This is a genomic window from Pedobacter duraquae, assembly GCF_004362245.1.
GTDB classification, from domain to species: domain Bacteria; phylum Bacteroidota; class Bacteroidia; order Sphingobacteriales; family Sphingobacteriaceae; genus Pedobacter; species Pedobacter duraquae.
The window spans coordinates 290,765-302,884 of record NZ_SNWM01000006.1 but is presented as its reverse complement, the minus strand read 5'-3'; the positions used below and the strand labels follow the sequence as shown (position 1 = coordinate 302,884).

Genomic DNA, 12,120 nt, shown 5'->3' with positions numbered 1-12,120 from the left:
GCATGACAACAATTAAAGGACCCGGTGTATTTTTAGCCCAGTTTATTGGAGACCAGGCACCATTCAATTCCCTCGAAGGAATTTGCCAATGGGCCGTTGACTTAGGTTTTGTTGGCATTCAGATGCCTACCCTCGATGACCGTTTTATTAACCTGCAACTCGCTGCAGAGAGTAAAACTTATGCCGATGAGCTTAAAGGAAAAATCAACAGCTTTGGGCTGGAGATCACTGAGCTGTCTACACATTTGCAGGGACAGCTGGTGGCTGTAAATCCAGCTTACGACCTTGCTTTTGATGCCTTCGCACCTGAGCAATACAAAAATGATCCTAAAGCACGGACTATATGGGCTGTGCAACAGCTTAAATATGCTGCCAAAGCATCGCAGAATTTAGGTTTAAATGCACATGCAACTTTTAGCGGCTCCCTGCTATGGCATATGTTCCACCCATGGCCACAAAGACCCGAAGGTTTAGTAGACGATGCCTTCACAGAACTCGCCAAAAGGTGGACGCCTATCCTCAATGTTTTTGATGAATGTGGTGTCGATGTTTGCTACGAAATCCATCCCGGCGAAGACCTTTTTGATGGTATCACTTACGAAATGTTCCTGGAAAAGGTAAATAACCACCCTAGAGCATGTTTGCTGTATGATCCGTCGCATTTTGTACTGCAACAACTTGACTATATCCAATATATTGATTTCTACCACGAACGCATCAAAGCCTTCCATGTTAAGGATTCTGAATTTAATCCAACGGGCAGGCAGGGAACATTTGGTGGCTACCAAAGCTGGGCAAATCGTGCTGGCCGCTACCGCTCACCAGGTGATGGGCAGGTAGATTTCAAAACCATCTTCAGCAAACTGGCTCAGTATGACTATGCCGGCTGGGCTGTAATGGAATGGGAATGTCCAATTAAAGATTCAAATACAGGTGCCCGTGAAGGTGCCGAGTTGATAAAAAAACATATTATTCCTGTAACTTCAAGGGCTTTTGACGATTTTGCCGCTTCGGGAGGCAACCCTGAATTTAACAAACAGATTCTTGGATTATCCTGATATTAACACTATGAAACACACTTCGATGAAACGTACATTATTAATTTTAAGTTGCTTTACCCTGGCTTTAGCATCTTGTGGAGGTTCTGACTCTTCAACTTCTACTGCAGACACCTCTGTTACTGCAACAACATCAACTTCTACAAGCACAACTACGCCAATGTTACCGGGCGAAAAGCTGATCAACACATCCGATTGCTCGGGTTGCCACAATAGGACACAGAAAGTTGTTGGCCCTGCATATGTGGAGATCGCGGCTAAATATCCGGATAATGAGGCTAATGTAGCACTGCTTACAGACAAGATTTTAAAAGGCGGATCTGGTGTTTGGGGTGAAGTACCAATGACACCTCATGCAAGCCTGAGTAAGGAAGATGCTACCGAAATGGTAAAATACATCCTTACCCTAAAAAACTAGAACCAACCAAAAACCAAATATACTGTGATGAATAAGGACAAAACCGACCAAAATGCAAGCAGCAGGCGTGCATTTTTAAAATCCAGTGCTATTGCTACTGCAGCATTTATGATTGTTCCCCGCCATGTGCTGGGTGGAAAAGGATTTTTAGCGCCTAGTGACAGGCTGCTGATCGCCAGCATTGGCGTAGGTGGAAAAGGCGAGTCAGACATTGCCAGCTTCGCCAAAAGCGGGAAAGCAGATATCGCCTTCCTCTGTGATGTAGATAAACGCAGGGCAGCCAATACCGTGAAGAACTTCCCTAAAGCGAAGTTCTATACCGACTGGCGTGAAATGTTTGATAAAGAGGCTAAAAACTTTGATGCGGTATCCGTATCAACACCAGATCACAATCATGCCATTCAAACACTGGCAGCAATGCAGCTTGGTAAACACGTTTATGTCCAAAAGCCATTGACTCATGATATTTATGAGGCCAGGGCGCTCACCGCAGCAGCAAAAAAATACAAGGTAGTTACCCAAATGGGTAACCAGGGTGCATCCAATGATGGACCGCGACAAATGAAAGAATGGTACGATGCCGGCCTGATTGGTGATGTGCATACCGTTTATGCTTGGACAGATCGTCCGGTATGGCCGCAAGGTATTCCATGGTCGGCTAACAAGGCCGATGTACCCCGGGATTTGGATTGGGATCTGTGGTTAGGCACTGCACCTTACAAAGAATACGTGGAAAAACTGGTGCCATTTAACTGGCGCGGCTGGTGGGATTACGGCACTGGCGCGCTTGGCGATATGGGATGCCACTTGTTGGAAGCCCCGTTCAGCGTACTTAACCTAAAATATGCCAGCGAAGTGCAGGCAAGTGTAGGGTCGGTATATGTAGACGAGTTTAAACGCGGATATTTCCCGGATAGCTGCCCTCCTTCGAGTCATGTTACCCTGAAGTTTCCTAAAACAAATAAAACCAAGGGTGACGTTGTAGTGCACTGGATGGATGGCGGTATTCAGCCCGAGCGTCCTGAGGAACTGCAAGCCAACGAAACATTTGGTGATGGCGGTAACGGAACGCTTTTTATAGGCACAAAAGGGAAAATGATGAGCAGCACATACAGTGCAAATCCAAGATTGTTGCCACTGAGCAAAAATGCATCTATCAAAGTTCCTGAACGCTTTGCTCGGGTTAAAGATGGTGCAAATGGTCACTACGCCCAATGGGTAGAAGCCAGTATAGCTGGTTATGGAAAACAGGAAGTAAGCTCTCCGTTTGAAATTGCAGGCCCGCTTACAGAAGCATTACTCATGGCCAACCTGGCCATCAGGGGTGTAGATGTGCAGGCAAAGAATGACCAGGGAAAAATCATTTATCCTGGCAGGAACATCAAGTTGCTATGGGACAATGACAACATGAGAATTACCAATTTTGACGCAGTAAATCAATACGTAAAGAGAACTTACCGCAAAGGGTGGGAACTTGGCGCTTAAAAAGAAATTTTATGAAAGCATACATTTTACCTGCTTTGGCAGCGGTGTTGTCATTCAGCTCCGCCAAAGTGCAGGCGCAACAGGCAAACGTAATTAAAGGATGGCATAGCTATGGCCAGAAAACTGCAGGAAGTGGCTGGCGCGAGGAAAAAGGTGTGATTCACCTGGATCCAAAGTTGAAGAACAATGACGGAGGAGACCTGGTAACGGATAAGGAGTATGGCAATTTCGAGCTTAAGCTGGAATGGAAGGTCGCTCCTAATGCCAACAGCGGTATTCTTTTTTTTGTTCAGGAAACTCCTGAATTTAAGCAGACCTACAGCACAGGACCTGAGATGCAGGTGCTTGATAACGACGGACATCCTGACGGTAAAATCAATAAGCATCGCGCCGGAGATCTGTACGACCTGATCAAAAGTAGCTCTGAGCCAGTTAAAGCTGTTGGCGAATGGAACAAGGTGGTCATCACCAGCAAAAACGGGAAGCTCGAATTTACGCTGAATGGTGTGAAGATCGTGTCTACCACAATGTGGGACGACAACTGGAAGGCTTTAATTGCCGGTAGTAAGTTCGCCACCTGGCCGGGATTCGGCACCTTTAAAAAAGGACGAATTGCCCTACAAGATCATGGGGATGAGGTCTGGTTCAGAAACATATCCATCAAAGAATTATAATTTAACTAAACAAAACCAACCACATATGAACTTAAGTAACCGTATTAAATTATCAAGCATGATGTTCCTGGAATTCTTTATCTGGGGCTCCTGGTTTGTAACCCTTGGTACTTTTTTAGGCAATAACCTGAATGCATCAGGATCACAGAGTGCTGCTGTGTTCTCTACTCAATCCTGGGGGGCAATCATCGCTCCTTTTATCATCGGTATGATTGCCGACAGGTTCTTTAATGCGGAAAAAATATTAGGTATCCTGCACCTTGTTGGTGCAGTGCTGATGTACCAGATGTACAACGCTACAGATATCTCTGCGTTTTACCCATATGTGTTATCGTATATGATCCTCTTCATGCCTACTTTGGCATTGGTTAACTCAGTATCTTTTAATCAGATGAAAGATCCCGAGAAAGAATTTTCAACGATCCGCGTCTGGGGTACTATAGGCTGGATCGTAGCCGGACTATTGATCAGCTTCGTTTTTCATTGGGATTCGGCTGATGGCATTAAATCAGGATTCATGAAAAATACATTTATGATGGCGGGTGTAGGATCGTTAATCCTGGGTATATTCAGCTTTGCCCTGCCTGCCACGGCACCAAAAGTATCAAAAGAGAAAGTTAAGGTTTCTGAGATCCTAGGCCTGGACGCTTTGAAATTATTGAAAGACAAAAACTTTGCGATCTTCTTTGTATCATCAATCCTGATCTGTATCCCATTGGCCTTTTATTACCAGAATGCAAACCCTTTCCTATCAAATATCGGTGTTGATAATCCAACTGGAAAAATGACGATCGGACAGATGTCAGAAGTACTGTTTTTACTGTTGCTTCCGGTATTCTTTAGCCGCTTTGGTTTCAAAAAAACCATTTTAGTGGGTATGTTGGCCTGGGCATTGCGCTACGCACTGTTTGCTTATGGTAACGCCAGCGATCTCAGTTTCATGTTAATTATCGGTATTGCTTTACACGGGGTATGTTATGACTTCTTCTTCGTGTCTGGACAAATCTATACGAACTCTAAGGCTGGCGTTCAGTACAAAAGTGCGGCACAGGGATTAATAACCCTTGCCACTTATGGGATAGGAATGTTAATTGGCTTCGAAGTTGCGGGGTCTATTACTGATACCTATAAAATGGCAGATGGCTTTGACTGGAAAATGATCTGGGTTATTCCTGCAGGCATTGCTGCTGTAGTATTCCTGTTGTTTGCAGTATTGTTCAATGACAAGGAGAAAGTTAAAGTAGAAGGCGTTTAATACGCATAAACCGAACTGAGAACGTTAGCAAATAAAGGCAAAAATGGAAGAAAAAAAAGGACGCAGAGCCGCAATTAAAAACATGGCTGTAGCAACGATGGCTATGGCACTACCGCTTACGCTGGAAAGTTTCGACGCTGTGGCGAGCGACGCTATGGCTGCTCCTGCATTAAAAGGTCATGTTAACCACTCTGTATGTCGTTGGTGCTTTAGTGATATTGACCTCGATACCTTATGTGCCGAAGCGAAAAAAATAGGAATTAAAGCAATCGACCTGGTTGGCCCTAAAGAATGGCCCACACTAAAAAAATACGGACTGGACTCTGCGATGTGCAATGGTGCAGAGATTAACCTTGTTGATGGTTGGAACGATCCTGCATTCCATGATACATTGATTAAGAATTACACGGCAATGATTCCCCTGGTAGCTCAGGCAGGGTATAAAAACCTGATCTGCTTCAGTGGAAATAAACGCGGAAAAGACGATGAAACAGGCTGGAAAAACTGTGTGGACGGCTTAAAAAAAATAATGCCGCTGGCAGAAAAGCATGGAGTTGTATTGGTTATGGAGTTGTTGAACAGCAAAATTAACCATAAAGACTATCAATGCGACCGCACCTCCTGGGGTGCTGAGCTTTGCAAAAGGTTGGGTTCTGAAAATTTCAAGTTGTTGTACGATATTTACCACATGCAGATTGATGAGGGTGATGTAATCAATAATATCCAGACCTATCACCAATATCTTGCCCATTACCATACTGCCGGCGTACCAGGCAGACATGAAATAGACGACACCCAGGAGCTTTATTACCCTGCGATTGTCAAAGCAATCCTGGCTACAGGCTTTAAGGGCTATATTGCCCAGGAATTTATCCCATTACAAAAAGACAAATTACAGTCGCTGAAAACGGCCGTGCAAATTTGTGATATTTAATCCCAATATGATGATGAACTCGAGAAGAACATTTATTAAACAAACAGGTATGGCTGCTGCCGCAGCATTGCTATTACCATCTTTTACATATGCCAAAGCACCTAAAGTAGTTGGCTTGCAATTATACTCGCTAAGAGCCCAGCTACCTGCAGATGTACGTGGCGTAATCGCTAAAGTTGGTGCCGCAGGATACAAAGAAGTAGAGACTTTTGGCTATTCGGCAAAAAATAAGTACTGGGGATTAGACCCTATGGCTTTCAAAAACCTGTTGATCGAGAATGGTCTGAAAGCACCAAGCGGACATTATAGTGTTGATGAACTGATGACCTCAGGAAAAACGGATGAGTTGAAGGGTTTTATCGAAGCCGCCAGTGCGATTGGCAGTGAGTACCTGACTGTACCTTACCTGGCAGAACCATGGAGACAAAGTGCTGACGACTATAAAAAGATTGCTGCTAAATTAAATCAGGCTGCTGAGTTATGTAAAGCCTCAGGCTTAAAACTAGCTTACCATAACCATGATTTTGAATTTAAACCTTGGGGAGATACAACCGGATATGAGATCTTATTGAAAGAAACAGACCCAAAAATGGTTGCTTTTGAACTTGACTTGTACTGGGCAGTACGTTCGGGTAATGATCCTGCGAAACTTTTTGCTGCCCACCCAGGCCGTTTCCCAATGTGGCATGTTAAAGACATGGATAAAGCCAATAACAAGATCAACACAGAAGTAGGTACAGGAACGATAGACTTCAAAACGATCTTCAAATCTGCTAAAGTGGCCGGACTGAAATATGCCATCATGGAACAGGAAAATTTCTCCCTCGACCCATATGTAAGTATCAAACAGAGTGCAGACTACATTAAAGCGCAATTGCTTTAAGGATTCTGTACAATTTTTCCCATATTTGTTGAAATAGACCCACAATTCAGTGGGTCTTAAAATTTTATTGAATAAATGAAAGTCGCAGTTGTAGGTGCTACCGGTTTGGTGGGCACTGTTATGTTGAAAGTATTAGAGGAGCGTAATTTTCCGTTAACTGAGTTAATTCCCGTAGCCTCTGAAAAGAGTGTAGGTAAGAAGATCAGCTTTAAGGGTAAGGAATTCGCTGTCGTAAATATGGATACAGCAATTGCAATGAGACCTGATATCGCACTGTTCTCTGCTGGTGGAAATACCTCACTGGAGCATGCACCACGTTTTGCAGAAGCTGGTACTACCGTGATCGATAACTCATCGGCATGGCGTATGGATCCTTCAAAAAAACTGATCGTTCCTGAGGTAAATGCTTACGAGCTTTCTATAGACGATAAGATTATCGCTAATCCAAATTGCTCTACCATCCAGATGGTAGTTGCATTAAAACCCCTGCATGATAAATACCGCATCAAAAGAATCGTGGTATCTACCTATCAGTCGGTAACAGGAACGGGCGTAAAAGCCGTGGAGCAAATGATGAACGAGCGTAAAGGCATTACTGATGGACCAATGGCGTATCCTTATGCGATTGACCTGAACGTGATTCCTCAGATCGACGTGTTCACCGACAATGGCTACACGAAAGAAGAAATGAAAATGATCAAGGAAACCCGTAAAATTATGGGCGACGACAGCATCAGGATTACCGCAACCACAGTACGTATTCCAGTAATGGGTGGCCACTCTGAATCTGTTAACCTTGAGTTCGAGAATGAATATGACTTAGATGAAGTGAGGAGCATCCTGGAAAAAACAGAAGGCATCATCGTTGTGGATGATATTGCCAATCTGAAATATCCAATGCCTAAAGATGCACATGAGAAAGATGAAGTGTTTGTTGGTCGTTTAAGACGTGACGAATCTATGCCCAACTCATTGAATATGTGGATTGTTGCCGACAACCTGCGTAAGGGTGCCGCAACAAATGCAGTGCAGATCGCTGAATTTTTAGTCAAAAAAGAACTGATCTAAATCCATAAACTTATATATCAAGTGATGCCGGAATCGTTATACTTACTTTTCCAGCATCACTTTTTTTATGAATAACATGTTCAAAAAATACATACCAGCACTTTTACTCTTCTGTCACAGTTTCGCTTTTGCACAAAGTCCGGCTCAAAAGCTGGAGCGCGCATATAATAACCTGATCGGCGATGAACAAGCAAAATATGCCACCACTGCCCTGGTAGTGCTGGATGCTGCCACAGGCAAAGTTATTTTTGGCCGTAATGAAAATCTCGGCGTCTCTACTGCCTCGACCCTCAAAACGATAACTTCCGCAACTGCGTTCAGTATCCTGGGTAAAGACTTCAGGTACCAGACTACCTTAGCATATAGTGGCACTTTGAGCCCTGAAGGAACTTTAAACGGCGATCTCATTATTATCGGCGGCGGCGATCCTACATTAGGATCCTGGCGATATGAACAAACTAAAGAAGGATATGTATTAAATGAATGGGTAAAGGCTATCAAAGCTGCCGGCATCAAAAAAATTGAAGGCAGGATTATTGGCGATGACAGCATCTGGAGCACTCAGTCAACACCCGAAGGATGGATATGGCAGGATATCGGCAACTATTATGGTGCAGGCCCCTCAGGACTTACCTGGCGGGAGAACCAGTTTGACCTGCACCTCAAGGCAACCAACAACTCCCGGAATCCGGTTACTGTACTGAAAGCTGTTCCGGCAATGCCATACCTTAAAATCGTAAATGAACTTAAAGCAGGTGCTGAGGGTACCGGAGATAGAGCTTATGCCTATTTGCCGCCTTTATCTGATATCGCTTACCTGAGGGGGAGCTGGGCGTTGGGGATTTCTAAGTCAGGAATTTCATTGGCACTTCCCGACCCGGCATTTGATGCAGCCTACCGGCTGCAGGATACTTTAACACGTATTGGTGTGGCAACTACTACAGCTGCTACCACAGCCAGAAGACTCGCTGCAGAACAAAAGACTGTGCCTGCCGCCACACGTCAATTAATTACGCTAAGCTCCCCTACCCTCAGCCAGATCATTTATTGGTTCAATAAAAAAAGCATCAATCTTTATGGAGAGCATCTGATCCGGACACTTGCCTGGAAAGCCGGCAAGGAAGCTACCACAAAAAATGGTGTACAGGTAGAACTGAATTACTGGGCGGGAAAAGGCCTCGATAAAAATGCTCTCAACATCATTGATGGAAGTGGCTTGTCTCCAGCAACCCGTGTTACACCGATGGCCATGGCTACAGTACTTTTCCAGGCTCAAAAGGAAAACTGGTTCAAGGATTATACAAACTCTTTTCCGGAAAATAATGGTATGACCCTGAAAAGTGGAACAATCAATGATGTTTCAGCCTATGCCGGATATTACACCGCTTCAAACGGCCAGAAATATATTATGGTAATCGACATCAATAACTACTCAGGAACAGGTATCTCCAGAAAACTGTTCGCCGTGCTGGATGCACTTAAATAACATTCCTGATATTTTTAATAAATTGCAACTTTTTAGATCCTGTTAAACGATACTTAATGAAACATTTATTTCAGTTACTGTGCATTTTAGGCTTGTCAACATCGGCATTGGCCCAGGAAAGTTCCATCATTGCTACGTCTAACCCTACCGAAGGAGGTGTGGTGATGCCGGTACCGGAGATTGCCATTATACCAGAACCTGTTTCCCTGATAAAAAATACCGGAACGTTTACCCTTCCAGAGAATGTAATCATCCTCGCAGATAAAACTCCGGAAACCAAGCTGGTTGTAGACTACCTGCAGATGCATCTATCTATCCCTACAGGAAGTTTTGTTTCTATATACACTACGTCAAACAATGCAGCCACAATCAGGCTGATCACTAACGAACGGGAAAACGCAACTTTAGGTAAAGAGGGTTATCAGCTAACTGTTACGCCTAAATTGATTACAATCAGAGCCAACAAAGCAGCCGGCTTATTTTATGGCGTGCAGACGTTGCTACAGCTGTTCCCTAAAGAAATTGAGACCAAAGAGTTAGCTAAAAATGTAAAATGGACGCTTCCGTGTGTGGATATTACAGATTATCCGCGCCTGGGTTGGAGAGGTTTAATGTTTGATGTTGCCCGCCATTTCTTTACCAAAGAAGAAGTAAAACAATTTGTGGACAATATGGTCCGCTATAAATACAACCTACTTCACTTGCACCTGGCTGATGATGAGGGCTGGAGGCTTGAAATTAAGGGCTTACCAAAACTTACGCAAGTGGGTGCATGGAACGTAAAAAAAGTAGGTACTTTCGGTGCTTTCATACCTCCTACTGCAGATGAACCCCGTAATTACGGAGGGTTCTACACCCAGGACGATATTAAGGAGATTATTCAATATGCAAAAGACCGTTTTGTTGATATTCTGCCTGAAATTGATGTACCCGGACATAGTTTAGCAGCAGTGGCGTCTTATCCTGAGCTTTCATGCACACCAGGTGCAGAAAATTATAAAGTGCGTTCAGGAGAGCAAATCATGGACTGGTCTAAGGGGGCTCCTCCAAGAGCACTCATCGACAACACCCTTTGCCCGGCCAACGAAAAAGTATACGTTTTCCTTGACTCAGTAATCACTCAGGTGGCAGCACTTTTCCCTTTTGGCTATATCCATATGGGTGGAGATGAAGCGCCAATCAACTACTGGCAGGCAAACGATGCTGTTAAAGCATTGATGCAGCGCGAAGGATTGAAAACCATGCAGCAGGTGCAAGGGTACTTTGAAAAGCGTGTGCAGAAAATTGTTGAGTCTAAAGGCAAGAAATTTATGGGTTGGGATGAGATCCTGGATGGCGACATGCCAAACACTACTGCAGTAATGAGCTGGAGAGGCATGCAATATGGCACCGCAGCTGCAAAAAAAGGCCACGAAGTAGTTATGAGCCCTACACAGTTTGCTTATCTCGACTACATGCAGGGCGACCAGATTACTGAACCCAAAGTCTATGAATCCTTAAGATTGAATAAGAGTTACCAGTTTAACCCCATCCCGGAAGGTGTAGATCCGAAATATATCATCGGTGCACAAGCCAACCTGTGGACAGAGCAGATCTACAACATCCGTCAGGTAGAATATATGGTTTGGCCACGTGGATTCGCTATCGCAGAGTCGGTATGGTCGCCTAAAGAAAAGAAAAACTGGCCAAGTTTTGTGAGCAGAACAGAGGAACATTTCAAGCGTCTTGACCTGGCAGAAACAAAATATTCTCCGGCGATGTACGACCCGATCTTTAAGGTTTCGCGCGCAGCGGATAAATCTTTAGTCATTGATCTCAGTACCGAGATTGACGGCCTCGACATCTATTACAGCTTTGATAACTCTACTCCGGATCGTTTTTATCCAAAATATACAGAGAAACTGACACCGCCAAAAGATGCGAGTATGCTTAGGGTAATCACCTATCGCGGCAAGGAGCCTATAGGCAGGTTGATCAGTATGCCGATTGACGAGTTGAACAGAAGATCGCCACGCAGGTAGTGAGGTATTTTGTTCATATAGGTTACAATGGACTGCACTATGGCGGCTGGCAAAAGCAGCCTGGTGTAGCAAATGTACAGGGCGTGCTGGAAAAAGCATTGAGTAAGGTCTTAAAAACCACCGTATTTATCAATGGATGTGGGAGAACGGATGCGCATGTACATGCAAGTCAGTTTTTCTTCCATATGGATGTGGAACGCGAATGGGATTTCGACTTGCTCTTTCGACTAAATAAGCTGCTGCCTGCTAGTATCGCGATCTTCGACATCATACCAATGGACGGACAGCAACATGCCCGCTTTGATGCTGTAAAACGCTCCTATGATTATTTCTTACATACTTACAAAAGTCCTTTTTTAAATGGGCTGAGTTCTTTTTATCTGTTAGACAACCTGGACTTTGCTGCAATGAAAAGGGCGGTAAAACTATTGCCAAAATACAAGGATTACCGTTGTTTTTGTACCAGTCCGGATAAATACGAACATACCATCTGCAATGTGATGTCTGCAGATTTATTCACAGATCAGCAGGGTGATAGGCTGCGCTTTCAGATTTCCGCAAATCGATTTCTCAGCAAAATGATCCGGATTATTATGGGTCAGCTGCTCAAAGTTGGTCGCGGTGTACAAAGTGTGGATCAGTTTGAACATTACCTGATCAACCTGGAAACACCCGAACTCATTACCCCTGCACATCCACAGGGTTTATATTTATCCAAAGTTACCTATCCCTATCTCAACCTCGAACCTCGGGAAGAGTTCTCTGCATTTTTGCAGGCAGGCTCTGCCGAAAACTGGATATCGGTCTAGCAACAATTATTGCTATCTTAAACGCACAA

Annotated in this window: 11 protein-coding genes; all 11 read left to right on the top strand. The window is 44.1% G+C overall.

Annotation, left to right across the window (positions count from 1 at the left end):
- The first annotated feature begins 2 nt into the window (after positions 1 to 2).
- The gene (locus tag CLV32_RS20975) at positions 3 to 1,058 is read left to right on the top strand and encodes a sugar phosphate isomerase/epimerase family protein (RefSeq protein ID WP_133558916.1); all 1,056 of its coding nucleotides are present in this window, start codon (positions 3 to 5) and stop codon (positions 1,056 to 1,058) included.
- A 25-nt stretch (positions 1,059 to 1,083) separates the two neighbouring features.
- Positions 1,084 to 1,476: a c-type cytochrome gene (locus CLV32_RS20970; RefSeq protein ID WP_133558915.1), complete on the top strand. Its 393-nt coding sequence runs from the start codon at positions 1,084 to 1,086 to the stop codon at positions 1,474 to 1,476.
- 27 nt (positions 1,477 to 1,503) lie between these two features.
- Positions 1,504 to 2,961, top strand: coding sequence for a Gfo/Idh/MocA family protein (locus CLV32_RS20965; protein ID WP_133558914.1), 1,458 nt, complete (start codon positions 1,504 to 1,506; stop codon positions 2,959 to 2,961).
- An 11-nt stretch (positions 2,962 to 2,972) separates the two neighbouring features.
- Positions 2,973 to 3,635, top strand: a complete 663-nt coding sequence (locus CLV32_RS20960) for a 3-keto-disaccharide hydrolase (protein WP_133558913.1) — start codon at positions 2,973 to 2,975, stop codon at positions 3,633 to 3,635.
- Positions 3,636 to 3,660: 25 nt separating this feature from the next.
- Positions 3,661 to 4,890, top strand: coding sequence for a nucleoside permease (locus CLV32_RS20955; RefSeq protein WP_133558912.1), 1,230 nt, complete (start codon positions 3,661 to 3,663; stop codon positions 4,888 to 4,890).
- A 43-nt stretch (positions 4,891 to 4,933) separates the two neighbouring features.
- Complete coding sequence (locus CLV32_RS20950) at positions 4,934 to 5,824, top strand: hydroxypyruvate isomerase family protein (RefSeq protein ID WP_133558911.1); 891 nt, start codon at positions 4,934 to 4,936, stop codon at positions 5,822 to 5,824.
- A 7-nt stretch (positions 5,825 to 5,831) separates the two neighbouring features.
- On the top strand, positions 5,832 to 6,707 hold the full coding sequence (locus tag CLV32_RS20945) for a sugar phosphate isomerase/epimerase family protein (protein ID WP_317130281.1): 876 nt from the start codon (positions 5,832 to 5,834) through the stop codon (positions 6,705 to 6,707).
- 75 nt (positions 6,708 to 6,782) lie between these two features.
- The gene (locus CLV32_RS20940; RefSeq protein ID WP_133558910.1) at positions 6,783 to 7,775 is read left to right on the top strand and encodes an aspartate-semialdehyde dehydrogenase; all 993 of its coding nucleotides are present in this window, start codon (positions 6,783 to 6,785) and stop codon (positions 7,773 to 7,775) included.
- Between the two features lie 76 nt (positions 7,776 to 7,851).
- The gene (gene dacB, locus CLV32_RS20935) at positions 7,852 to 9,261 is read left to right on the top strand and encodes a D-alanyl-D-alanine carboxypeptidase/D-alanyl-D-alanine endopeptidase (RefSeq protein WP_133558909.1); all 1,410 of its coding nucleotides are present in this window, start codon (positions 7,852 to 7,854) and stop codon (positions 9,259 to 9,261) included.
- Positions 9,262 to 9,317: 56 nt separating this feature from the next.
- Complete coding sequence (locus tag CLV32_RS20930) at positions 9,318 to 11,282, top strand: beta-N-acetylhexosaminidase (protein ID WP_133558908.1); 1,965 nt, start codon at positions 9,318 to 9,320, stop codon at positions 11,280 to 11,282.
- A complete protein-coding gene (truA, locus tag CLV32_RS20925; RefSeq protein ID WP_133558907.1) occupies positions 11,282 to 12,091 on the top strand; it encodes a tRNA pseudouridine(38-40) synthase TruA in 810 nt (269 codons plus the stop codon). The genes CLV32_RS20930 and truA overlap by 1 nt, the downstream gene beginning before the upstream one ends.
- Positions 12,092 to 12,120: the final 29 nt, after the last annotated feature.